We start from the raw sequence: 23592 nt of genomic DNA, 5'->3' as shown, positions 1-23592 counted from the left end.
TTCGAGCCTTCGCGTCCGCCCGCTCCGGGCGGCCATGAAATGCCGCGCCGGCCCTTGCGGACGAAGCCGTGCGAAGGCAATCTCCGGCCGTTCCGGAGCGGCGCCCCGCCCGCCGCGACGGCATCGTGATCGTTGAGGATTCGACGTTGCTTTCTCGCAGCCATTTCCGGGCAGTGCCGTGCGGAACCGTGTTCGCGTTTTTCGCCCTGGCCGGGCCGGCATGCGCCAACGATTCGACGGCGAATTTCGCGGTCGGCGGCCTCACCCTGACCAAGACCGACGCGATCGAGATGCGCCGGGAGGATCTCGCGGTCTCCCTCGACCGGATCAGCGTCGACTACGAATTCGTCAACGTCACCGACCAGCCGGTGACGACGACGGTCGCCTTTCCGCTGCCGGAAATCGCGATCGATCTCTTCGGCGGCGACGTCGACCTTCCCTCGGACGAGCCGGACGATCCGTTCCTCTTCCGAACCACGGTCGACGGCAAGCCGGTGAAGATGACCATCGACCGCGCGGCGTACCACGAGGGGGAGAACGTCACGGCCCGGCTCGAAAAGCTCGGCGTGCCGCTGGCGCCCTATGCGAAAGACCTCGTCGCCAGCCTCGACCGGCTGCCCGCGGCCGACCAGCAGGCGCTGGTCGACGACGAGATCGCGCTCGTCGACGAATACGACGCCGGCAAGGGCTGGGAGCACCATCTCGCGCCGAACTGGTCGCTGCGGCTCGCCTATCACTGGGAGCAGACCTTCCCGCCGCAGACGGTGGTGAAGGTCAGCCACAGCTACAAGCCGTCCGTCGGCAGCTACATCTCGACGGATGTCGGCGCCGACTATCTGACGCCGGAGGAGGCGGAGGAGTTTCGCGCCCGCTACTGCATCGAGGACGACATCGTCGCGCGGGTGAAGAAGGCCGTCGCGGCGCTCGGCCCGGACGGCGGCATCGCCTATCAGGATTACAAGATCGACTATGTCCTGACCACCGGGGCGAACTGGGCGAAGCCGATCGGCACCTTCCGCCTCGTCGTCGACAAGGGTGCGCCGGACAACCTCGTCAGCTTCTGCGCCACGGGCGTGAAGAAGATCGCGGCGACGAAATTCGAGGTCGTCTACCGCGACTTCACCCCGAAGGACGATCTGCACGTCCTCGTGCTCAAGCCGGTCCCGCCGCAATAGGCCGTCGGCTTTGATTCAGCGGTCGCGCACGTCCCGTCGATTGCCACCCACAGGTCGGCGCAGAGCGCATCTCCGCCGATGGGCGGGCCGTGGGCATCGAACGTCGTCGTTCTCGGGACGATGGCCGGGAAGGACGAAGCTTCCAGATTTCGCCGCCATGCAGGCCGCGGCGCGATCGTGGGACGCGCCGTCAGGCCGCGACGATCGACCATTCGAGTGGCCGGTCCGGCCGGAAGACCACGACCCGGCCGTCCTCGCCGGCATCGACGGGGCAAAAGATCGCCTCGTCCGGCGCCACCTTGCGCAGGGTGATGGTCTCCTCGTTGACCGGCAGCCGGTAGAAGCCCGGGCCGTTCGTCGAGGTGAAGGCTTCGAGCTTGTCGAGCGCGCCCTCCTCGTCGAAGACCTGCGCCACGCAAGGGATCGCAACCGGCGCGTTGAAGATCCCGGCACAGCCGCAGGCGCATTCCTTCAGCGCGGAAAGATGCGGCGCCGAATCCGTGCCGAGGAAGAATTTCGCGCTCCCCGAGGTCGCGGCCTTGCGCAGCGCCTGGCGGTGGTCCTCCCGCTTGGCGATCGGCAGGCAGTAGAAATGCGGCCGGATCCCGCCCTTGAAGATGTCGGTGCGGTTGATGATCAGGTGCTGGGGCGTGATCGTCGCGGCGAGGTTGCCGTCAGCCTCGCCGACATAGGCAGCGCCCTCCTTCGTCGTGATGTGCTCCATCACGACGCGAAGGCCGGGAAAGTCGCGCCTCAGCGGTTCGAGTACCCGGTCGATGAACACCGCCTCGCGGTCGAAGATGTCGACCTCCGGATCGGTCACCTCGCCATGGACGAGAAGCGGCACGCCCGCTTCCTGCATCTTTTCGAGAACCGCGTGGACCCTGGAGAAATCCTTCACCCCGGCGTCGGAATTGGTGGTGGCGCCGGCCGGATAGAGCTTCACCGCCGTCAGGTCGCCGCTCGCCGCGCCCCTGGCGATCTCCGCCGGGTCGGTGGTCTCGGTCAGATAGAGCGTCATCAGCGGCCGGAAGCGGCTGGCCTTCGGAAGCGCCGCCGCGATGCGGCCGCGATAGGCGCGAAGGTCCTCCAGCGTCCTGACCGGCGGCACGAGGTTCGGCATGACGATGGCGCGGGAAAACAGCGCCGCGCTGACCGGGGCGACTGCGGCGAGCATGGCGCCGTCGCGCAGATGCAGGTGCCAGTCGTCCGGGCGGATGATTTCGATCTCGGCGGTGATGGCCCCGTCCTTCCGTGACGCTCGATACGGCCCGCCGATGCGGGCCGGGCAGCGGCGCGACGCCGACGGCGCGCGGCGCGAGACGGCCGCAGCGCTTGCCGCCCCGCCGGTTTGAGCAGACGGCTCCGGCCCTGTCCAGAGGCGGACCGGCCGGATTCAATCCTCTGGAGAATTCCCGGCAAAGCAAGACGCCGCTTCGCTCACAGGGCGACCCAGGCCCCGCCCTCCTTCGCCGATTTCACGCAGGCCTCGACGAAGGCGAGACCCGCGACGCCGTCCTCGATCGTGGGCAGCGCGATGCCCTCGGGCGGCGCACGGCCCGCCGCCGCGGCGCGGATCAGCTCCGCCGCTTCCGAATAGATCGTCGCGAAGCCCTCCAGATAGCCTTCCGGATGGCCGGCCGGGATGCGGCTGGCGGCGGCGGCCGCCGCCGTCGCGCCGGCCCCGCCGCGGGTGAGCAGCCGCTTCGGCTCCCCGAGCGGGGTGTACCAGAGCCGGTTCGGCTCCTCCTGAGCCCATTCGAGCCCGCCCGTCTCGCCATAGACGCGCAAGGTCAGGCGGTTTTCGTTGCCGACCGCGACCTGGCTCGCCCAGAGCATGCCCTTGGCTGCGGTTCCATCCCTGGCGGCAAAGCGCAGGAGCATCGAGGCGTCGTCGTCGAGCCTGCGGCCGGAGACGAAGCTCGACAGGTCGGCGGCGAGCTTTTCCACCTTCAGGCCGGTGACGTAGCAGGCGAGATTGTGGGCGTGGGTGCCGATGTCGCCGATCGCGCCGCCCGCGCCGGCCTTTTGCGGATCGACGCGCCAGCCGGCCTGCTTCGAGCCGCCGTCCTCGGCCCGCGTCGCCAGCCAGTCCTGGGCGTATTCGGCGACGACGACGCGGATCCTGCCGAGATCGCCGTTCGCCACCATCGCGCGCGCCTGCCGGATCATCGGATAGCCGGTATAGTTGTGTGTGAGGACGAAGACCTTGCCGGAGCGCGCGGCGATTTCGGCGAGTTGCCTCGCCTCGGAAAGCGTCGTCGTCATCGGCTTGTCGCAGATGACGTGGAAGCCGGCGTCGAGGAAGGTCTTCGCCACCGGGAAATGCATGTGGTTGGGGGTGACGATCGCCACCGCCTCGATGCCGTCGTCCCGCGCCTTCTCGCTTTCGGCCATCTCCTCGTAGGAGCCGTAGCTGCGCGCCGGGTCGAGGCCGAGGGCGGCGGCCGAGCGCCTTGCCTTCTCCGCCGTCGCGGAAAGTGCCCCGGCGACGAAAGTGAACTTGTCGTCGATGCGGCTGGCGATCCGGTGCACGGCGCCGATGAAGGCGCCCTCGCCGCCGCCGACCATGCCGAAGCGGATGCGGCGGGCGCCGCTGTCCTGACGTTCCTCGATGGTCACGGTCGGCCCTCCCCGGCCTCTTCGGCGTGCGCAGGCGAAGTCTTCGGGCGGAAACCTTTTCCGTCCGGCGCCGTCCGCTTTGCCGGCCGCAGGCCCCGCACTCGCCCGGATGCTCTTGCCGGCAGGGTCGCACAGGGCGCGGAGGAATTGAAGCCGGCGCCGCGAGGCTTGCGGCAAAGAGCGAGAGGCGATCATGGCCCTCACGATCGGGCGCGAGGGGCACGCGGAGCGCCCCTTTTTTGCCGACTGGCACCCTTGCCCCACCCCTTGCGGCCGTTCGGCGAGCGGCTTTTGACGGCACTTTTTCGCCGCGTTTGGAACACCGGCCCGCCGCTGCCGTTTTTCGACCAGTCGACCGGCCATGGCCGGTCTCTTCGAAAGGAAGTTCTCGATGCTCTGGACGATTGCCGTCATTCTCGTCGTTCTCTGGCTTCTCGGCGCGTTCGCGTTCCACGTCGCCGGCGGACTGATCCACCTCCTCTTGGTGATCGCCGTGATCGTCGTGATCTATCAGCTGGTTACCGGCCGCCGCAGGATCTGATCGGCAGAGCGTCCGACATTCGTCCGCGAGGACGATCGACCGCCGGCGGCCCGAAGGCCGTCGGCTTTCTCAAGCGAGGCACCGAGGCAGCTCGGCCGGTTTCCGGCCAGGTTCTCCACCTTTCGCCGCCGGCCGCCCGCTTCGCTTGCCCATAAAGAAATTCGCACCCCGCAACAGAAATTGTCATGGCCGCCCCGAACTTGCCCGTGTCTAGTTCGTCGGGCGATGCGGCGGCGTCGCTGCGGTCGCTCTTCGGCGCATGTCGGCCGGGCTGGCGAGCCGATGCGCGTCTCGGCGGCACTCCCACCCGCTGCGCGCGCGAGAGAGAGACCGGCCGCAAGCGGCCCGTCGCACGGCGCAGCGCGCTGCCGGCGCCGGACGAATTTCCTGCCTGGGGGCTCCATCATGATCATCGACTGCCACGGCCACTATACGACGGCGCCCGCCGCCCACGAGGCATGGCGCAAGGCACAGCTCGACGCCGGGGGCGACCGCACGAAGATGGCGGATCCGGACGGGCCTTCGATCAGCGACGACGAATTGCGCGAGAGCGTCGAGAACACCCAGCTTCGGCTGCAGCGCGAACGCGGCACCGACCTGACGCTGTTCTCCCCGCGCGCCGGCGGCATGGGGCACCATCTCGGCAACGAGACGACGAGCCGGCAGTGGTCGCGCATCTGCAACGACCAGATCCGCCGCATCTGCGATCTCTTCCCGCAGAACTTCGCCCCCGTCTGCCAGCTACCCCAGTCGCCGGGCTGTCCGCCGGAAAACGTCGTCGAAGAGCTGGTGCGCTGCGTCGAGGAGCTCGGCTTCGTCGGCTGCAACCTCAATCCCGATCCGAGCGGCGGCTACTGGACCGACCCGCCGCTCACCGATCCCTGGTGGTATCCGCTCTACGAAAAGCTCGAGGAGCTGGACGTGCCGGCGATGATCCATGTCAGCCAGTCCTGCAATCCGAACTTCCATTTCACCGGCGCCCACTACCTCAACGCCGACACCACCGCCTTCATGCAGCTCCTGCAGTCGGATCTCTTCCGGCACTTTCCGGGGCTGAAATTCATCATTCCCCATGGCGGGGGCGCGGTGCCTTATCACTGGGGCCGCTATCGCGGCATGGCGATCGACAAGAACTGGCCCGAGCCGGCGGCTCTGATGGGCGAAAATCTCTATTTCGACACCTGCGTCTATCACCAGCCGGGGATCGACGTGCTGGCGACCGTGGTTCCGGTCGACAACATCCTCTTCGCCTCCGAGATGCACGGCGCCGTGCGCTGCGTCGATCCGGACACCGGCCACTTCTTCGACGACACGCGGCGCTATATCGACGGCGCGACGAATCTGAGCGCGTCCGACCGGGACAAGATCTTTTCCGGCAACGCGCTGAAACTGTTCAAGCGGCTGGGGCTCCCCTGACGGTGCAATATCGCCGGCGGTAGGCTCGTCCCCGATCCGTCCCGGCCTCTCGAGCGCCGTGCGCCGCTGGGGCGCGCAATCGCCTAACGCCTTGATTTCACGCATCGTGCCCGTCGAAAATCGATTCCGAATTTCGGGCCGATGCCGTAAGGTGCAGGCTCGGTCAGGACAGGCGATCGCGTGCCGCACCCACGAGACAAGAACTTCTCTCTCAGACATCTCAGCGTCTTTTCCACGGTCGCAGCCCTGGGGCGCATCTCCGGCGCCAGCGAAACGCTGAGCCGCAGCCCGTCGGCGGTCTCGCGATCGGTGGCGATCGTCGAGGAGAGATTCGGCCGGACGCTGCTGACGCGCTCCCTGGAAGGCGTCGCGCCGACGCCCGAGGGCGAACTGGTGGCGGCGCGCTGCGACATCATCAAGCGCGAACTCGCGACGCTGCGCGACGCGCTTTTTGCCGAAAACAGCGGCGATCTGAGGCCGAATGCCTCGGTCTTCGACATGCATGTCGACGTCTCGCGGCTGCGCGCGCTGATCGCCGTCCACGACTTCGGATCGGTGCAGCGGGCCTGCCAGTTGCTCGGCATCTCCCAGCCGGCGGTTTCCGTCTCGATCAACCATCTCGAATCAGATCTCGGTTTGCGGCTGTTCTCGCGCACCCCGAGCGGCATGATTGCGACGCCGGCGGGCATCGCCGCGACCCTCTGCTTCAAGCGGGTGCTCTCCGAGCTGCGCAAGATCACCGACGACGTGGAGTCCTACAACAGCCCGTCCTCGGGCCTCGTCTGCGTCGGGGGTCTCGCCTATTCGCGCACCGCGCTGCTGCCCGAAGCGCTCAAGCGGGCGCTCCGGGCCTTGCCGCGCACGGTGGTCCGCACCGTCGAAGGCCCGATCCAGGTTCTGCTCGGTGCGATGCATGCCGGCGACGTCGACTTCCTGATCTGCGCCCATCCCAATCCCGAGCTTCTCGAAGGCGTCGCGGTCGAGCCGATCAAGCCCGATCCGATGCGGCTCTTCGTGTCCGCCGACCATCCGCTCGCCGACCGCGCGGCGCTCTCGGCCGAGGAGGTGGCGCAATTCCCCTTCGTCCTGCCACCGTTCGGCAGCGTGACCCGCGGCCTGCTCGATCGCGTGTTCATGGACGAGGTGGGCCGTCCGCCCACGGGATCGGTTGAGACGAGTTCGAGTGCGATCATCCGCTATCTGCTTCTTCATTCGCGCCAGATCTCGTTCCGCTCGACCAGGGAGTTCGAGGCCGAATGCGACACCGGCCGGATCAGGGCGCTCGATCTCGCCTTCGACCTGCCCGACCGCTCGATCTGCGTTCTGCAGCGCTGCGGCGTGCGGCACACGGCGGCGGTCACGGAATTTCTGGATCTCGTCCGGGACGTCGCGGGCGAAGCCTGAGACCCGAGACGGCGAGGCGAGACCCGGCCGGAACGACGAAATCGCCCGTCGATCCGCCGATCGCTTCCGGACGCCTCACGTCGCCCGCCCGGCATAGGCAGATTGGGACGCTCCATAGCAAGATTGTCATGGAGGTTTCCCGGCCGCCGTGGTGGTCTTGCCGCAGAGGTTGCACGGTGGCGCCGGACGGCCCTGTTCCTGCAGTCGGCGGCGGCGCAGCGGCCATCGGCGAACGCGGGATCGGCGGCGCGACCGGGAGGGGTCGCACGGGACGTTTCGTACCTGCCGCCATCCGCCCGGTGTCGCCCGGGCGGCGGCGGGCCTGCAATCGGGCACCGCGCTCGAGCGCCCTCAGAGCATGATTTCGGAAAGGGAAACTGGTTTCCGGAAGCGATCATGCGCAGACAGGAAGAGCGAGCGGGGCGATGGGCGAAGCTCGTCGCATCGCTCTTCGAAACAATGAAGCGTCGCGGCCGGGGCGGCCGGGGCGCTCGCGATCATGGGAGGAATGACATGAAGAAGATTAGAGCCCTGCTGGCCCTCGCGCCCCTGGCTTTCGGACTGATGGCGCCAAGCGCCCGGGCGGAGGACGCGGCGAAGCCGGACAACTTTCCGACGCGGCCGATCAGCCTCGTCGTCTCCTACCCTGCCGGCGGCGGCATGGACATCACCGCCCGCACGCTCGCCAAGGAGATGGAGCGCGTCACCGACAACCAGTTCCGGGTGGAAAACCACGGCGGCGGCGGCGGCATCGTCGGCAACACCTATGTTGCCAAGCAGGCGAGGCCCGACGGCTATACCGTCGGCGTGCTCGCCAATCCGACGATGTTCATGAACATCCTGAAGCAGGGCGCCGAGTTCACCGCAAAGGACGTCGAGCCGATCGCAGGCATCAATTTCGAGCCGGTGATCTGGGTGGTGCGCGCCGACAGCGAATTCGGCAAGATGGATTTCAAGGGCATCCTGGACTACGCCAAGGAGAACCCCGGCAAGCTCAAGGTCGGGGTCATTCCCAACGCCTCCTTCGACATGGCGACCCGCATCGTCGCCAAGCAGAGCGGTGCGGATTTCAACATCGTGCCGTTCCCAGGCGGCAAGCCGGCGCTCGTCGCGCTTCTCGGCGGCAACATCGACATGTCGGCGATCTATTACAGCGAGGTCGCGCAATATATCGAAGCCGGCCAGATGAAGGTGCTGGCGGTGGCCGACAACGAGCCGCTGGCGGTCGCACCCGATGCGCCGACGATGAAGGATCTCGGCATCGAGATGGCGTCGGGCACCTGGGGCGCCGACCGCTTCGCCGCCGTTCCCAAGGGCACCGACCCGGCGGTGAAGGCCTATCTCGCCTCGCTGATCGCCAAGACGCTCGCGGACGAGGAGACCAAGAAGGCCTTCGAGGCGGTCGGGGTCGAACTCGCGCCGAAGTCGATGGACGAGCAGCAGACGCGCTACGACGAATCCCAGGCAGCGGTGCACGACTATCTGGAACAGAACGGCGAGCTCGCCGCCGGTCAGTGACGACGACGTCGGGCGCGACCATCTGCGGTCGCGCTCCGTCGCCGCGCGGGCGGCGGCTCCAATGCGGCAGGTCGGCCGCAAGGCTCGCGCGCCGGATTTACGCGTCGGGTCGCGGAAGGCGAAAGCGCCTTTCGCGACCCGGCGTGCAGCATCCTCGATCCCCGTCCCCGGGGCTCCACCAGGGCCGATAATCTCACGGACCTGAAGATCGTCGCCGCCGGCTGCGAACCCCGTGATGCCCGGCGGGCCCGGTCGCGGTGCGGACGGTCTAAAGGCGCCCGGCTCTTTTCCCCTTCACCACCCGCCGTTCAGGTCTTGCGATGTTGGAAGGACTGCTCGCCGCGATTTCGCCGACGGCTCTCTTCATGGAGATCGTCGGCGTCGTCATCGGCATCATCTTCGGGGCCATTCCCGGCCTGACGGCGACCCTGGCGATCGCCCTGTTCGTGCCGGTGACCTTTCTGATGAGCGCCGAGAACGGCATGATCATGCTGGGCGGGATCTATGCCGGGGCGATCTTCGGCGGCTCCATCTCGGCGATCCTGGTCGACGTTCCGGGCACGCCCGCATCGATCGTCACGGGCTGGGAGGGACATGCCATGGCCCGCGAGGGCCGCGCGCCCTGGGCGCTCGGCACGGCGGCGCTCGCCTCCGGCACGGGCGGCGTCATCTCGGCGCTGGCGCTGATGTTCCTGACGCCGCCGCTCGCCTCCTTCGCGCTCACCTTCGGGCCGCCGGAATACTGCGCCCTCCTTTTGTTCAGCTTCGCCGTGGTCGTGGTGATGATGGAGACGCCGCTCCTCCGCAGCCTGCTGAGCGCGGCGCTGGGGCTGCTGATCGCGACCATCGGGCTCGATCCGGTGATGGGGGCGGCGCGCTTCACCTTCGGCGAGGTGCATCTTTATTCCGGCTTCAACATGGTGGCGGTGCTGATCGGCTTCTTCTGCATGAACCAGGCGGTGTATCTCGCCTTCGAGAGTCTGGGCGAGACCGAGGGACCGGCGATCGACTTCGGCGGGGAGAATTCCTCCCTCGCCCTCCTCAAGACGCTCGTCGTCCAGCCCTTCACCTATCTCCGTTCCTCGGTGATCGGCATCTTCCTCGGCATCCTGCCGGCTGTCGGGCCGGTGACGACGCCCTTCGTCGCCCATGCGCTGGAACGGCGGTTCAACGCCAAGGACGAGAAATACGGCAAGGGCTCGACGGCGGGGCTGATCGCGGCCGAGGCGTCGAACAGCGCCAATGTCGGCGGCTCGCTGGTGCCGCTGATCTCGCTCGGCATCCCCGGCAGCGGCGCGGCGGCGGTGTTCATCGGAGCGCTGACCCTGCACGGCCTGCAGCCGGGGCCGCTGCTCTTCGTCAACCAGCCGGTGCTGATTTACACCTTCTTCTGGGGCTTCGTGGCAATCAACCTCTTCATGATGGTCTTCGGCCTCTACGGTGCGCGCTATTTCGCCGTCGTCCTGAAGCTGCCGCAGAGCATGCTGGCGACCTTCATCGCGGTGTTCTCGATCCTCGGCGCCTTCGCGATCGACAACAGCCTGTTCGACGTCGGCGTGATGCTCGGCGCGACCGCCGTCGCGATCTGGTTCCGGGCGCTGAAGATCCCCATCCTGCCGATCGTCATGGCGATGATCCTCGGGCCGCTGTTCGAGCAGCAGGCGGTGGTCCTCGCAACGACGTCGGAAAGCCTCGGCAACGTGCTCGCCCGCCCCATCGCCGACGTCTTCCTCGCCATCACCGTCGCAATGGTGGTCTACGCGGTGTTCAAGCGGCGCACGGGCGGCAGCGCCGTTCCCATGGGCTGAAAGGCGGAAAGCCATGCGGATCTTCAACGTCGCCTCCTTCGCGATCATCACCGGTTTCGGGCTCCTGCTCGCCCTGCAGCTTCCGGGGATCAGCCCGGCCGCGCGGACCTATCCGCTGGTGATGATCGTGCTGGTCGTCGTCAGCAGCGCCGTTGTCGCCGTCCGGGAGGTCGCGGGATGGGCCGGCAAGGCGCCGCTGGACGGCAAGCTCAACGCGATCCTGACGGCGCCTTCGGCCCGCCAGCTGCGCCTTGCCGCCTTCGTCGCGGTGTGGCTCGCCTATTGGTGGGTGCTGCCGGTCATCGGCTTCATGATCGCGACGGCGCTGGCGATCTTTGCCTCGCTCTACGTCCTGAAGACGCGCAGTCTCTTGTTGGCGGCGCTGGTCGCGGCGGTGTTCGCGATCCTGTTCTCCGTCCTCTTCACGACGGTGCTCTACGTCCCGGTGCCGCTGGGCGCGCTCGACGAGGCGCTGATCGAGTGGATCTACGCCCTGCAGCACTGACGGATAGGGACCTGAACAGCGAGGCTCCGGCCCCTCGGGCGCCCGGGGGAGCACGCCAACCGGCCCGGCGGCCGCGCGACGGGCGATTTCGGCCGTCAGTCCGCGATGCGGCCCTACGGGCGACATCCGCCCGATCCGCGACACCGCATCAGATATTCGAACGAGAGGAAAATGGTGCCCAGGGGCGGAATCGAGAAATCCCCTAAGCACATGATTTTCCTTCATTTTAGAAGTCACACCAAAAATAATACGTAAAAAATACGTAACATTGCGAACTGTGCAACCCGTTGCACCCCGTCTCAACCTGCGTCAGAGCGCGGATTTGACGTGCTTGATCTCGGGGCAATCAACGTCCCTGACGGCCACAGATGTGCCGATCGAGCCGGCCATTTCGATGAAGCCGCCCCTCTTGTGACCGTATTTCGAGATCGCCGAGGGCAGGACATGGAAGAGCCGGAAAGCCATCTCGCTCTCTGTCGGCACGACCAGAACCACGTTCACATGCTCGAACTCGATGGGGGCATAGAAGCGGACCGTTTCGCCCTTCACCGTTCCGAAGGTGGCATAGATGCGCAGGTTCCGCCCGCCGATCACAGCGTAGAGGTTGACGGCGTTCCCCATCGGATCATTGTCGTCAGGAATCGCGACGGGAACGCCCTGCGCAAGCATGATGCCCGAAACTAAGTTGACGGCGGCATTTTGGGTTGCCCCGACGCGCTTCATATCGTCGTCGGGAGTCGTGCCGAAATTGAGCCAGGACGGATCGACTTTCAGAAGTTCCGCAAGCTTCTCCACCTTGTCGTGGCGCGGCCGGCCGAGACCCGAGAGCCACTTGCGAACGGACTCCGTCGAGACGGTTTCGCCATAGCGCTTATCGAGTTGGGTCTGAATCCACGACAGGCGCCCCAGGTTCAGCGGCGGGCACATTTCATGATTGTCGCACGCCTGGGTCAGGCGTCGCCCGAAATCCTCTGCGAGCCTTGGGCCTTTTGAGATATCCGAGCTTCGTTTGTGCCGCTTGGCACCAGATAATCTCTCGCCTTCGCTTTCGGGATTATCCACAGCAGAAATCACCTTTCAGTTGACGATTTCACTTTAAACGTGACACGTTTCTCATATCACTTGAGCCGATTCATGGGAAGCGGAACATGCATAAGTCAGCGCAAGCCCTTGCTGGGCGGCAATCGTCTCTGAGGGCGACCTTGATGCAAGGTCTGCCCCACTATCGCTCGTCACGATTGATCGGCCAGTTGGATATCGCTCGTCTCGCTGCCGACCTGCAGGTCAGCGACAAGGCCATCTACAAGTGGCTTTCGGACGGAGCCGTGCCCGGGCGCCGCGTGCATCAGCTGCTCGCGCTTGAAGGCGCATCACTGTCCGCGACAACTCTCCTCCAGTTTGTCACGCGTTGAACCATATCATGCTGGAGGAGAACAGGCGGCTCATCATCGCCGGAGCGGCATTGCACCCCCTTCGGTCGCGCTCGAAGGCGCCGATCGACGACGATTGGTCGAATCTGCCCCGCACGCCTTATGCGCAATTGCAGAAGCGTTTCAAACGCTCGGCCTGCAACATCGGACTGCGGCTCGGCGAGCCGTCAGTGATCGACGGACATTACCTTCATGCCGCCGACGTGGACATCCACGACAAGGCCGGCGTCGCCGAAGTCGAGGCACTTCTGACGACGATGTTCGGCACGCGCTGGCGCATGTTCCCCCGCCAGAAGTCGGGATCGGCGGGCGCATCCTTCCACATCTTTTTTCTCTGCCCCGTCGCCTTCCGGTCGGTGAAGCTCGCCAGGTCCGACCGGATGACTCGACGCGCAAGCGGCAAACGTGGCCGCGCATGGGAGATCGAGCTTTTCGGGACTGGCAAGCAGGTGGCAATGGCCCCCTCGATCCACCCGGATACCGGCAAGCCCTATCGATGGGAAATCCCCTTCGATCTCTTCGACGGCATTCCGGTCGTCGAGGCCGACGTGCTGGCGCCGTATGTCTACGTCGAGGATTCCGACCATCTTTCCGACGAGCGACTCGAGCTATCGGAAGACGAGGTCGCCGATTGGGTGGCGCGCCTCGAAGATTGGGACGCCGACGATCGCGAGACGTGGATCGAAACCGCCATGGCGATCAAGCATGAGCTTGGCGACGCCGGCCTTCCGATCTTCCTTGAGTTCTCGCGCCGCTGCCCCGACAAGTTCGATCTGCGCGTCGCCAGGCAGCAATACCGCTCGATCCGCAACAATGAATCGCGGGGCAAGCTCATCACCATGCGGACGGTGATCCAGCGTGTCCACGATACCGAGCACAACGAGTCGATGGCGGAGAACCGGGAATTCTTCGAGGAGATCGAGGACGACGGCCCGCCGCCAATGTCGCGCCGCGAGATCACGCGACTCTTCGACGACGATGATGCTGAGATTGAGATCGACCGCGACGGGCTGTCCAAGAGCAAACCCGAGAAGCGGAGCGACGACCCGGACATGTCGATCCTCGCACACACGTCCACGCCGGCCCCCGTCCCCGATCTCGACTACATCTTCACGGCCGGCGTCGCCGACTTCCTGCGCGACATGTCCGTGAACTCGAAAGGCGCGGTGGATTTCTCGATGTGCTCGGCGATGTATTCGGTCGCCGTCGCGATCGGAAACGCGATTCAAGTCCAACTGAAGCCGGGCTTCATGCAACCCTCGACGTTTTGGGGAATGATCATCGGCGCCCCATCCGTGAAGAAGACACCCTCGATCTCACCCTTTGCTCGCGCCCTGACCGGCATCGAGAGCGATCATATGAGCGTGTGGCATATTCGCCACGAGCAATGGGACGAAGACAAAGCCATCGCCGAGGCGGTTTATAAACGCTGGAAGGCGGCTTGCGTCGCTGCGCGCGAGAAAGGCGAGGACGCACCCGCCCGCTTCGCCGGTTCCGAGATACCGCCCGAGCCGCCACAGCCGCGCTTGATCACGACAAACGCGACGATCGAGGCCATGGCACTGATGCAGTTCCGCCAGCCGCGAGGCGTCGGCGTCGTCAGCCAGGAACTCGGCCAGTGGATCGGCGACCATGAACGCTACTCGGCTTCCTCCGATCGCGGCGAGCATCTGAAGTCCTACGACGCCGATGAGACGACGATCGACCGGGTGAAGTATGACGGCAAGCCCGTCCATATCCCACGCTTCAACCAGTCGATCATCGGCGGCATCCAGCCTGACAAGCTCCTCCAACTGACGAGCCTACAGAACGCCGACGACGGCCTTGTCTCGCGCTTCATGCCCTTCTGGCCGGAGTGGTTCCACATCGACGCTCACAAGAGCGCCCCTGACCGCTCTGTGCGGCTTGAGAAGATGCTTCGGAAGCTCAACGAGGACATCCCCATGGCGGACGGCGCTCACGGCCCCGTGCCGCACGTCATTCCGTTCTCTCGAAAGGCGAGCCATCTCTTCAACGAGTGGATCAACGAGCGGGTTCGGACGGAGGCGCGGGGAGCAATCCGCCTCCAATCCGTCTACGCCAAGTCCGAAGGTCTCATCGGCCGCATCGCCCTTTGGCTGTGGGCGCTTGAGCACGGCTTCGACTTCGGCGTTGGCCATCTCCCCGAGCAGTTCGATGTGTCGCTCGTCGAGCGCGCGATCTTCTTCCGCGAAACCTACCTCAAGCCCATGCAGAGGCGCGTGTGGCAGCACGCCACAGAGACGCAAGAGCGCAAGAACGCGCGGCATGTGGCGGAATGGATCGTCGAGAACAAGCCCGAGCGTGTGAACCTGTCTCAGCTTCGCCGCGAGGCGGGCATCCCCGGCATGACCTCGCGCAGCCGCGCTGAGGAGATGGAGGAGGCAGCGAACATGCTGATCACGCTCAACTGGCTCTATCCGATCACGCAAGACAGGCGTGGGACGAAGGGCGGCCGGCCGTCCAAGGACTACGGCATCAACCCCCGGCTATGGGAATTGCTGGGAAAATAGACAACCTCGGAATTTCCGATGTAGAGCCCCGCTGAGAAATCGGCGGGGTTTTTCATTTCTTCTCCGCCTTGGCCGTCTTGATCGTCGCTGCCAATTCCTCAGCGAGACGTAGGTTCTCTTTTGCGCTATCGGCGACTTCGGACTGCGCCTTTGCCAGTCGGCCACGCGCCGCTTCCAGTTCGGCAACGTGCTCCTCATGCCGCTTTGCCCATCGCCGACCGTCCAACATCCTCGCCGCCTGAGCGTAGCCAATGATGCCACCGGCTAAGGCTAGGATCACCCCCGCGAAGCGAAGCGCAAACGGTGAGGGTTGTGCGTTCGCCAAAGCAACGATACCGAAAACCTCCGCCCAATCGCTGAGATTCCGAAGGGCGACATCCGGCGATACCGCTGACAAGGCGACAAGGATCGCGATGAGTGGAATGCCGATCTGAATTAAGAAGCGCATTGAAACCGTCCCTTGCATCCGCTCTTAAACGGATAGGTCAATTTCTCACATGCTGCGATGCTCGCGACTATGCTTCCCACCATTTCCGATTTACGGCGCGAACGGTTTGGCTTGAAGTCCGATGCCTCGAATGCGAGCACGTCACGCTTATTCCGTGGCGATTATTGCCACCGCGCTTGAGCGACGATTTGCCGATACGTCTGGCCGCCGCTCATTTTCGATGCAAATGCGGAAGCAAGCAGATAACGACGGCGATGGTCGATCCGCAGAAAAACGTCCCGACACATCCCGGTTCTTGATTTTCTGCTATTTCTGCTACGGCCGATTCACTAATTCGACGACCCTCAAACCCCTGCTACATAGGGCTTTCGAGTTTTCTGCATTTTCTGCTACGATTCCGACGCCCCTATATATAAAGAGAGAGAGATATATATATATGTCTAGGGAAGTGTAGCAGATAACGCAGAAAATCGTAAGATACTGAAATCGCTAGAATTATTCCGTTCGCATCGCTGCGCAGAAATGATTTATTGCTACATTTAACCTCTATCCGGTTAATCGAAGGCAATATTCCGGGCATCCCCTGAAAAAATCTCGAAATTAATTGAAAAACTCCCACAGACCGCGCTCGGCGCTTCCCCCGGTAGCAGCACCGTAAAAGGGAGGACCCGGAGCGAGAGAGGAATCGGGTTGCAAGGCCCTTGGCGTATCACTGTAGCCCGCCCTGGTTCACCGCATCTCATACCATCTCACCCGGATGAATCGCGTGCCTACGGGTAGGTGATGAGGTCGTACCAGCCGAGGCCGAGAGCGGCGTGAGATCCGGCTTTGCAGCTTTCCCCCGTCCGCAGGGATGCCAGAGCGCCTATTGCTCTCCGAGGCTCGCTGGGCCGCGAACTCCGCCCGACATAAGACATATGCGATCAGCAATTGCCGTCGTTGCGCGGGGCGGCAAGAGAGGAAGGTCCAGAGGCAATCCCGTGGTGATCCCGGTCACAGCGGACAAAGCCCCCTCGTCGCTAGGTTCCTGATGCCGGCGAAATGGTTCGCCCGCCTCCCCAAGCTTCAGGAACACTCCCATGCGCAGCCTTCGCAAGATCCTCCTCTCCGCCCTGCTGCCGCTGGTCGGAACGCTCGCTCCGGCCGTCGCCTTCGCCGACACCTACGCCGTCGTCATCAACGCCACCAAGGAGCCGATCCTTCTCAACGGCGCCAACGTCCCCGCTGTCGACAGCGCCTGGACTCCGCTCAATGCGAACATCACCTTCGCCGACGGGACGTCCGGCAACATCATGGACATGCATGCCAAGTGCAGCGGGAACAGCGGCTGGCTGCTGATGAGCAACGCCCAGCTCCCCACGGCCTACTGCATTCCGCTCAGCTTCGCCGAGATCGGCTGCATCTTCGCCACCGTGCGCCGCGATCCGGCAACCGGCCTGCGCAAGATCGACATGCAGAAGACCCGCGGAACCGCCTGCTCCGACAACTGGTACCAGAAGGGCGGCAGCAAGATCCTCGGCGACACCGCCGACAAGCTGCTGACCTATCAGGGCAATGTCGGACAGGTTCTCGGCGCGATCGTTCCGTGAGCTGAGACTGCCATCCTGGAGCCAGTGAGGAGACGGGGGCAGGTGCTTGCGGCACCGGCCCCTGCCGGCCCGTTACCGGGCGGCATCCTTGGCGATCGCCTCGACCAGCCGGATGACGTTGCGGCGGACGTGACGGTCAGCGATCGCCGCAAAGGCGCGATTGAGGTCAAAGCCCTCGACCGTCGTGGCAAAGACGATCAGGTCATCATCTGCGGTTCCGGGAGCGGCAGGCTCGTAAAGGAACGCGCTGATCGGCAGGTCCAGCACCTCGGCCGCCCGCTGCAGCCGGCTGGCGCTGAGGCGGATGTGGCCCTGTTCGTACTTCTGGATCTGTTGATCGGACACACCCAGCGCCCGGGCGAGCTCCATCTGGATCATACCGCGCGCGAGGCGATGCATCCGCAGGCGACGGCCGATCGCTGCATCCAGCTCCCTGTCCTGTCGTTGGCGCCGTGCCATCGCACCTCTATGCCAAGCTTTTCCCCGCAAATGCTATCGCGCCGGCAGAATCGGTTGCAACCGTTGCCGGGTCTTTCGTGGTGTGGTGACGGCCTGGAGGGGGCCCCGTTGCTCGCCGCCCTTCGGCAGGGTCGTGTCTGCCCGCCGGCATCCGTCCATCCATGCCCGGCCCGCACCAGACCGTGTTGGGCAGGACTGCCGGATTGAAGCCGGCGTGCGCCTTCTCCCGTGCCCGTCAGGGCAAAGAGCAATCAACGGGAGAACCCCACATGACCCTCATCACCAACGCCCAACGCGCGACCATGCTCGAGAACGGCAGCCGCTCCGCCGCCGGCGAGGATATCGACCCTTTGCCGGTGTTGAAGCTGTTCACGCCGGATGCCAATGCAACTGGCTCCTGACCGAACTGTCAACGCCGCGTGAATTTTGGTTCTCCCGCACTTTGTGTGGTCATGTCGGTGCCAGGACACGCTGACGAAGGAGGTCGAAGCCTGCTCGGCCGTACATCGTTCGCTTGACCATTTTCAGCCGGCTGATCTGCCCTTCGACCGGGCTGGTGGTCCAAGGCAATTCGATCGCCGCGGCGACCGCGTCGGCGTCGCGGGAGAGCGTGGCGGCAAAACGCGCCAGCGGCGTGCCCGCGGCATCCTTGAACCAGTCGAGCAGGCTTTCGTCCGATTGGCAACGCAGCAGCCTGGTGAGACGCCCGATTAGCTCTACGACGGCGGACAGTTCGGGGATCTCCTGCCTGATGTCGTCAACAAAGCGACGGTCCTCGCCGGCAAGCTTGCCGGGATCGCACTGGAGCAGCCGCGTCGTGCGGTTCGTCGAAGGCGGTCGCCATCGACGTCCATTCGGACCTTGTTCCGCATCGAGCCGATCAGCACCTTCGCGCCGTCGGCAAGTCGCCCAGTCTCGAACGATGCGTGGACGGATGTCGGCGCCCTGACGCGCCAGTTCCCGGCCGAGCTCGGCGCCATTTCGACACCCCTCTTGCCAGCGCTGCTCGAGATAGGCGCGGTAAGGATCGATTGCCTTCGCCCGCTTCGGCTTCCGCCATCGCGGCGGACCGCTCTGCCGGATCCACCGCCGCACTGTCTTGCGATCCAGCCCCAGGGTCCTCGAAACGGCCGCCTGACTGGTGCCGGCTGCCAGGAGCAGCATCATCTCGGCGTACTTCTCAGCCCGCGGTGCATGGCGCGCCTGACTCTCGCGTTCGGCCGCCGTCGGCATCCGTCTGGTGACGCTGTCCCGATGCGCGGCCTGTCGTTCGGCCGTACGAACCGCGTCGGCGATTTCCTTGATCTGCCGATGGTGGGCGGAGACCGCTACCTGAAAGACGGCGCTGACATTGCACAAAAGGTGCCACCGATCGACGACCTGCCGCGCTCCTGGAGCTCCGCCGCGAATGCCTTCGGCGAAGACCTCCGCGCGATCACGCGCGATAACCTCGATTGTGGGGCGCTCCTTCAACCAGGCCGCCAGCGTCTTCGCATCCCGGTCCGGAAGCAGGTCGATGATCTCATTCCGCTCCAGATCGACGATCATCGTTCCGTATCGCCGTCCGCGGCGCCATGCCCATTCATCGATGCCGACGACCCGCGGAGCTGCGGTCGCGGCCGCGGGGACCCCGGCACGAACGAGACGCAGGAGGGTGTCGGCGCTCGTGCGCATGCCGAGACGATGCGACAGTCGTTCGGCGGCTTCGCCGCCAAGAGCAAGCCCCAGATGACGTTGGACTTCCCGCAACCGCTCGGAGCGACGCGCGAAGGGTCGGGCCAGAGCCTGCACGGGTTCGGAGAATGTCCGTCGTCCGCAGGAAAGGTTCTGGCAGGCAAATCGGCGCAGCCGAATCCGCAGGCAGACCGGCTTCCCCTGCCAGGGAGGATCGGCGACGACGCGATCGTAGTGCCCATGATACGCCCGCGATGGCATTCCGCAGCCCGGACACGACACCGGGATGGTCTTCAGGCGGCTGCAAATGACGATCCGATCCGGATCACTAACGATCTCCACCACGTGGATTATTTCGGGGACAAGAGGAAGAAGGCGCCGGCCCATCGGTGGATCCTGGATTCATTGCGAATCCAGCGATGTGTCTCTCGCGACCAAAAAGACTCCTCCCGATCCACACAAAGTGCGGGAGAACCAGTTTTGCTTCGGCAGCTACAATGCCGAAGTGGCGTGCCGGGCCGGGGCCATCCAGAAGAGCGGGAGGCCGCGCATGTGGTTTCGCCTAAGGGCGAACAGCCACACGGATGAAGGCCGAAATGATCCGCACGGCAAACACCTTGCACGCACAAGATTTCTACTTCTGATTTAACAAAAATTTCTTGTTGCCCCTGGATGAAAAACATCTGCGCCCCCGTTGGGGAAAAAGCGTGTGAAATGCAAACTTAATGATTTTCCGATTATCTCTGCGTAAGGGGAACACTAATCACTTCCGTAAAAAATGCCTATGAGGGAGCACATGACGAGGGTCCATTTTTCTCTTAGCGTACTCTCAGGCATTGTGGGTTGTGTTATCTCCTTCGGAGCGGTTGCCGCAGAACTGGCAGATTACAAGCGCCCGCTTACTATTCCGTTTGAAGGAGCGGCTCGGTATTCACCGCAGTTGGCGACGCTCGGCAAGATGCTGTTCTTTGATCCGCGTCTCTCCGGCGCCAAGAACATGAACTGCGCCAGCTGCCACAATCCCTCCTTCGGATATGAGGCGCCAGTCGCGGGCTCAGTCGGCGCCGCAAACACACCGCTCGCCAGGAACTCCCCCACCGTGCTGAACATGGCCTGGGTCAGCCCCCATTTTTGGGACGGTCGTGCGCCGACGCTCGAGGCGCAGGCCGAAGGCCCGATCACTGCCGCGGCCGAAATGAACGGCGACTTCCACACCATCGTCGGCGATCTCGGCGATGTGGCGGACTATGTCCGCTGGTTCGAGCAAGTGTTCCCCGGTGAAGGCATTACGAAAGCCAACGTCTTGACGGCCATCGCCACCTATGAACGCACAATTGTGACAGGTTGGTCTCCCTTCGACCGATGGGTCGACGGCGACGCTACTGCTGTCTCGGATAGCGCCAAACGCGGCTTCGGTCTCTTCACCGGAAAGGCCGGGTGCTCTGGCTGTCACACCGGCTGGAACTTCACCGACAACAAGTTCCACGACATCGGTCTGGCGACTGAAGATATCGGCCGCGCCAAGCTCGAGCCCGACAATCCGCTCGCCCTGCATGCGTTCAAGACCCCTGGCTTGCGCAACACCGCCTATCGCGCGCCGTTCATGCACAACGGCTCCCTGCAGACGCTGGAGGAGGTGGTCATACACTACGAGAGCGGTGGCTTGGATCGACCGTCACGCTCGCCGCTGATGCGGCCCTTCAGTCTGACCGACGCGGAGCGCGCCGATCTCGTCGCCTTCATGCACTCGATGACCGCCGATCAGCAAGAAGCCTCTCTCCCCACTCTGCCAAACTGAGAGTAGTTCCATGCCGCTTCGTTTGCAGATCATCCTGCCGCTTGTTCTCGCCATCCTGGCCGGCGTCGGCGTTTCCTTTCTCATCGGCCGTCAGGCGGAAGAGGGGCAGCGCGCCGTGCAGACGGTGGTCGACCGAGCACTCGATGCTCGCGCCAAGTCGACCGAGGTGGCCATCGAGGTTAACGCCATGCGTGAGGATCTCAGCCGTATCCTGACCATGACCACTTTTGTACCGGAGGCAGAGGTCGAGACGCTGTTTAGGAAGCATGACGATGCGATCGACAGGCTTCTCGGCGAATTTTCCGAAAATGATCTATCGCCCAGGATCAAACAGCAGGTTTCTGCGCTTGCTGCGTCCTATGAGATCTGGCGCGATGACCTGAAGATCTCGCTTGGCCTGACGCCGGCGACCGCTATACCAACCGCGGAAAAACTGAAGCGTGAGCAGCAGGTAGTGCTCGATGGGACTGCAGCTGTCGACACTTTGGTCGGCAAGACCGCGCAGGAGATGAGTGCCGAAGCCAATTCCGCCTTAGTCGCCGATATCCGTGGGGAACTCATCATGCTGGCCGGGGGCGGTGCGATCGCCCTCGTCCTGTGCCTGTTGATCGCGGGTGGCATCACCCGGCCGCTTCTGCAGGTCACCGCCGCAATGAAGGCTCTCGCCGACGGACGAACGGATATCGATCTTCCGCGCAAGAGTATCACCGCTGAGATCAATCGGATGGTCGCGGCACTCGAAGTCTTCCGCGACAATGCTGAGGCGAGGACTCGGCTGGAACAAGAAAGCGGCGCTACGCAGCGGGAACGCCGGCGTTATTCCGACGAAATGGCGCAGCTGATCGCCGAGATGTCGGCAATGATGGATAGGGCGGTCCAGGGCGATTTCTCAGGCCGGGTCGAGACACGGTTTACCATGTCCGACCTCAATGTTCTTGCTCAAAATGCCAATGAGCTGGTCGACACTGTCGACACCAATGTCACGTCAATCTCGAAGGTGATGCGCGGTCTGGCCGAGGGCGACCTCAACCAGCGCATGGAGGGCGAGGCTGCCGGCGCCTTCGCTGATCTGCAGGAATCAGTCAATACGACCTTCGGTAAGCTCGTACCGCTTATCCGTTCGATCCGGGCTGCCGCCGAAACCGTTAGTCGGGTCTCCTCAACGCTTGAAGGCAGCGCGCAGGACCTGTCGCGCCGTACCGAGTTCCAAGCATCCTCGCTCGTGGACACGAGGCGAACGCTGGCCGAGATCACCCAGACGGTCAAGCAGTCCGAGCAGCGGGCAAAGGACGCCATGGCGCGTGTCACCGAGGCGCGGGCGAATTCGGACAAGTCCAGCACAATTGTCCGCGACGCTGTTGTTGCCATGGGCCGGATTGAACAGGCATCTGGTGAGATCGGTGCCATCACGGACATGATCGATGAGATCGCTTTCCAGACAAACCTTCTCGCCCTCAATGCCGGAGTCGAAGCGGCGCGGGCGGGTCCGGCAGGATCTGGCTTTGCCGTCGTCGCCCAAGAAGTCCGTGCCTTGGCACAACGCGCCGCGGAGGCTGCCAGAGGCATCAAGGCATTGATCGGCAAGACGCGGAACGAGGTTCAATCCGGCGTGAATCTCGTTAATGTCGCCGGCACGTCTATCGACACGATCCAGGCCCAGATTGCGGAAATCGACGAGCATATCCGTTCGATCTCGGCAGGCGCACGCGAGCAATCCGAAGGCGTCCTCGGCATCAACGTAGCGGTCGGCAAAATAGACACGCTGACCCAGGAGAACGCCAGCATGGTCGAGGACACTGTCCGGTCCGTCGCGGACATGACATGTCAGGCGAGCGATCTCATCGCCATGATCGCGCAGTTTCGAGCCGACAAGCCAGTGGACTCAGCCGTCCACGGACGGCTTCGGCGGGTAGCCTAAAGATATCCAATATCATATATTGAATATCATATGCTCTTGTTGTCGGAGGGGGCGCTGAAGCAATTTGCAGCGTTTCAAACAAATGCCGAGGCAGGTCGGTCCGTGCTAGGCTGTTTAACTTAAACACAGGATCCGCAAACCGCCTGTGCCGAACTGGCGCCCCATTTTTCACAGGATGTCGCGGCGCATTCTTTCCTTGCTGAGAAACGTCACGTTGCTGGCCTTGGCCGTCGCCAGCGACGCGGCGATCGCCTCCGCGAGCTGGCGTTCGGAGAACGGCTTCGACAGCCGCTGGACGTCCCGCTCGGCGCTCGCCGGAAGGTCGGCATAGCCGCTGGCCAGGATGACCGGCATCGCGGGATGCCGCTCGTGGATCCGGGCGATCAGCTGAAGCCCGGTCATGTGGGGCATCGCCTGATCGGTGACGACCACATCCACCCGCTCGTCCTCCAGTATCTCGAGGGCCTTCGTCCCGGACGAGGCTTCCAGAACCCGATGGCCGAGGTCTTCGAGGATCGCCGTCGTGCCCATCAGCACCAGGGCGTCGTCGTCGACCGCGAGGATCGTCAGGGCCGGGCTCGAGACCGGCTGTCGCGGCGCCGGCATCTGCGGCGCCCTCAGCTCGCGCACAGCGGCGGCGACCGGCAGCCAGATCTCGGCCGTGGTGCCGGCGCCGGGCTGGCTCTCGAGCGCGAAGCGCCCGCCCGACTGCGCCGCGAAGCCGTGGACCATCGACAGGCCGAGCCCGGTTCCCTT

General features: G+C 64.4%; 20 protein-coding genes. 13 read left to right on the top strand and 7 right to left on the bottom strand.

What is annotated here, in order from left to right:
* Positions 1–188: 188 nt before the first annotated feature.
* A complete protein-coding gene (locus J1C47_RS10440; RefSeq protein WP_207350709.1) occupies positions 189–1175 on the top strand; it encodes a DUF4424 family protein in 987 nt (328 codons plus the stop codon).
* A gap of 190 nt (positions 1176–1365) precedes the next feature.
* On the opposite strand, the gene pyrC is transcribed toward J1C47_RS10440, so the two are convergent.
* Together pyrC and J1C47_RS10430 are read right to left on the bottom strand one after the other, a co-directional pair.
* On the bottom strand, positions 1366–2415 hold the full coding sequence (gene pyrC / locus J1C47_RS10435; protein ID WP_207350859.1) for a dihydroorotase: 1050 nt from the start codon (positions 2413–2415) through the stop codon (positions 1366–1368).
* 200 nt (positions 2416–2615) lie between these two features.
* A complete protein-coding gene (locus tag J1C47_RS10430; RefSeq protein WP_207350858.1) occupies positions 2616–3746 on the bottom strand; it encodes a Gfo/Idh/MocA family protein in 1131 nt (376 codons plus the stop codon).
* A 442-nt stretch (positions 3747–4188) separates the two neighbouring features.
* Between J1C47_RS10430 and J1C47_RS10425 the strand changes: the two genes are divergently transcribed.
* The 6 genes from J1C47_RS10425 to J1C47_RS10400 all read left to right on the top strand — a co-directional run bounded on the left by J1C47_RS10425 (position 4189) and on the right by J1C47_RS10400 (position 10989).
* Complete coding sequence (locus tag J1C47_RS10425; RefSeq protein ID WP_207350708.1) at positions 4189–4338, top strand: lmo0937 family membrane protein; 150 nt, start codon at positions 4189–4191, stop codon at positions 4336–4338.
* A gap of 405 nt (positions 4339–4743) precedes the next feature.
* The gene (locus J1C47_RS10420; protein WP_207350707.1) at positions 4744–5754 is read left to right on the top strand and encodes an amidohydrolase family protein; all 1011 of its coding nucleotides are present in this window, start codon (positions 4744–4746) and stop codon (positions 5752–5754) included.
* Positions 5755–5934: 180 nt separating this feature from the next.
* Positions 5935–7158, top strand: a complete 1224-nt coding sequence (locus J1C47_RS10415) for a LysR family transcriptional regulator (protein ID WP_207350706.1) — start codon at positions 5935–5937, stop codon at positions 7156–7158.
* 513 nt (positions 7159–7671) lie between these two features.
* Positions 7672–8676, top strand: a complete 1005-nt coding sequence (locus J1C47_RS10410; RefSeq protein ID WP_207350705.1) for a tripartite tricarboxylate transporter substrate binding protein — start codon at positions 7672–7674, stop codon at positions 8674–8676.
* 320 nt (positions 8677–8996) lie between these two features.
* A complete protein-coding gene (locus J1C47_RS10405; protein WP_207350704.1) occupies positions 8997–10484 on the top strand; it encodes a tripartite tricarboxylate transporter permease in 1488 nt (495 codons plus the stop codon).
* 13 nt (positions 10485–10497) lie between these two features.
* Entirely contained in the window at positions 10498–10989 is a 492-nt protein-coding gene (locus tag J1C47_RS10400; protein ID WP_207350703.1) for a tripartite tricarboxylate transporter TctB family protein, read from the top strand.
* 309 nt (positions 10990–11298) lie between these two features.
* On the opposite strand, the gene J1C47_RS10395 is transcribed toward J1C47_RS10400, so the two are convergent.
* Positions 11299–12051: a helix-turn-helix domain-containing protein gene (locus J1C47_RS10395; RefSeq protein ID WP_207350702.1), complete on the bottom strand. Its 753-nt coding sequence runs from the start codon at positions 12049–12051 to the stop codon at positions 11299–11301.
* Positions 12052–12191: 140 nt separating this feature from the next.
* On the opposite strand from J1C47_RS10395, the gene J1C47_RS10390 reads away from it, so the two are divergent.
* Both J1C47_RS10390 and J1C47_RS10385 read left to right on the top strand, forming a co-directional pair.
* Complete coding sequence (locus J1C47_RS10390; protein WP_207350701.1) at positions 12192–12401, top strand: hypothetical protein; 210 nt, start codon at positions 12192–12194, stop codon at positions 12399–12401.
* 8 nt (positions 12402–12409) lie between these two features.
* Positions 12410–14950: a DUF3987 domain-containing protein gene (locus tag J1C47_RS10385; RefSeq protein WP_207350700.1), complete on the top strand. Its 2541-nt coding sequence runs from the start codon at positions 12410–12412 to the stop codon at positions 14948–14950.
* A gap of 52 nt (positions 14951–15002) precedes the next feature.
* Here the strand turns inward: J1C47_RS10385 and J1C47_RS10380 are convergent, their stop codons facing one another.
* The gene (locus tag J1C47_RS10380) at positions 15003–15398 is read right to left on the bottom strand and encodes a hypothetical protein (protein WP_207350699.1); all 396 of its coding nucleotides are present in this window, start codon (positions 15396–15398) and stop codon (positions 15003–15005) included.
* Positions 15399–16477: 1079 nt separating this feature from the next.
* Between J1C47_RS10380 and J1C47_RS10375 the strand changes: the two genes are divergently transcribed.
* Positions 16478–16987, top strand: coding sequence for a hypothetical protein (locus J1C47_RS10375; RefSeq protein ID WP_207350698.1), 510 nt, complete (start codon positions 16478–16480; stop codon positions 16985–16987).
* A gap of 72 nt (positions 16988–17059) precedes the next feature.
* Here the strand turns inward: J1C47_RS10375 and J1C47_RS10370 are convergent, their stop codons facing one another.
* Positions 17060–17446 carry a helix-turn-helix domain-containing protein gene (locus tag J1C47_RS10370; RefSeq protein ID WP_207350697.1) on the bottom strand — a complete coding sequence of 129 codons (387 nt, stop codon included), beginning with the start codon at positions 17444–17446 and terminating at the stop codon, positions 17060–17062.
* 269 nt (positions 17447–17715) lie between these two features.
* Between J1C47_RS10370 and J1C47_RS10365 the strand changes: the two genes are divergently transcribed.
* Positions 17716–17847 (top strand): DUF2958 domain-containing protein, encoded by a 132-nt coding sequence (locus J1C47_RS10365; protein ID WP_207350696.1) that lies wholly within the window; start codon positions 17716–17718, stop codon positions 17845–17847.
* A gap of 49 nt (positions 17848–17896) precedes the next feature.
* Here the strand turns inward: J1C47_RS10365 and J1C47_RS10360 are convergent, their stop codons facing one another.
* Positions 17897–19465 carry an ISL3 family transposase gene (locus J1C47_RS10360; protein ID WP_207350695.1) on the bottom strand — a complete coding sequence of 523 codons (1569 nt, stop codon included), beginning with the start codon at positions 19463–19465 and terminating at the stop codon, positions 17897–17899.
* Between the two features lie 451 nt (positions 19466–19916).
* Here J1C47_RS10360 and J1C47_RS10355 point away from each other — a divergent pair, with 451 nt between their 5' ends.
* Together J1C47_RS10355 and J1C47_RS10350 are read left to right on the top strand one after the other, a co-directional pair.
* Positions 19917–20918, top strand: coding sequence for a cytochrome-c peroxidase (locus J1C47_RS10355; protein ID WP_207350694.1), 1002 nt, complete (start codon positions 19917–19919; stop codon positions 20916–20918).
* A gap of 10 nt (positions 20919–20928) precedes the next feature.
* The gene (locus J1C47_RS10350) at positions 20929–22836 is read left to right on the top strand and encodes a methyl-accepting chemotaxis protein (RefSeq protein ID WP_207350693.1); all 1908 of its coding nucleotides are present in this window, start codon (positions 20929–20931) and stop codon (positions 22834–22836) included.
* A gap of 168 nt (positions 22837–23004) precedes the next feature.
* Here J1C47_RS10350 and J1C47_RS10345 read toward each other — a convergent pair.
* On the bottom strand, positions 23005–23592 hold a 588-nt coding region (locus tag J1C47_RS10345), incomplete at its 5' end, for a response regulator (RefSeq protein ID WP_207350692.1).

It is taken from the genome of Jiella sonneratiae (assembly GCF_017353515.1).
GTDB lineage: Bacteria > Pseudomonadota > Alphaproteobacteria > Rhizobiales > Rhizobiaceae > Jiella > Jiella sonneratiae.
This window is presented reverse-complemented; position numbering and strand designations above follow the sequence as displayed.

Excerpts from the sequence above, each read along its gene's own strand:
- J1C47_RS10430 (WP_207350858.1), bottom strand. The coding sequence starts at position 3,746 with ATGGTCGGCGGCGGCGAGGGCGCCTTCATCGGCGCCGTGCACCGGATC.
- J1C47_RS10425 (WP_207350708.1), top strand. The coding sequence starts at position 4,189 with ATGCTCTGGACGATTGCCGTCATTCTCGTCGTTCTCTGGCTTCTCGGC.
- J1C47_RS10420 (WP_207350707.1), top strand. The coding sequence starts at position 4,744 with ATGATCATCGACTGCCACGGCCACTATACGACGGCGCCCGCCGCCCAC.
- J1C47_RS10410 (WP_207350705.1), top strand. The coding sequence starts at position 7,672 with ATGAAGAAGATTAGAGCCCTGCTGGCCCTCGCGCCCCTGGCTTTCGGA.
- J1C47_RS10405 (WP_207350704.1), top strand. The coding sequence starts at position 8,997 with ATGTTGGAAGGACTGCTCGCCGCGATTTCGCCGACGGCTCTCTTCATG.
- J1C47_RS10400 (WP_207350703.1), top strand. The coding sequence starts at position 10,498 with ATGCGGATCTTCAACGTCGCCTCCTTCGCGATCATCACCGGTTTCGGG.
- J1C47_RS10385 (WP_207350700.1), top strand. The coding sequence starts at position 12,410 with ATGCTGGAGGAGAACAGGCGGCTCATCATCGCCGGAGCGGCATTGCAC.
- J1C47_RS10380 (WP_207350699.1), bottom strand. The coding sequence starts at position 15,398 with ATGCGCTTCTTAATTCAGATCGGCATTCCACTCATCGCGATCCTTGTC.
- J1C47_RS10375 (WP_207350698.1), top strand. The coding sequence starts at position 16,478 with ATGCGCAGCCTTCGCAAGATCCTCCTCTCCGCCCTGCTGCCGCTGGTC.
- J1C47_RS10370 (WP_207350697.1), bottom strand. The coding sequence starts at position 17,446 with ATGGCACGGCGCCAACGACAGGACAGGGAGCTGGATGCAGCGATCGGC.
- J1C47_RS10365 (WP_207350696.1), top strand. The coding sequence starts at position 17,716 with ATGACCCTCATCACCAACGCCCAACGCGCGACCATGCTCGAGAACGGC.
- J1C47_RS10355 (WP_207350694.1), top strand. The coding sequence starts at position 19,917 with ATGACGAGGGTCCATTTTTCTCTTAGCGTACTCTCAGGCATTGTGGGT.
- J1C47_RS10350 (WP_207350693.1), top strand. The coding sequence starts at position 20,929 with ATGCCGCTTCGTTTGCAGATCATCCTGCCGCTTGTTCTCGCCATCCTG.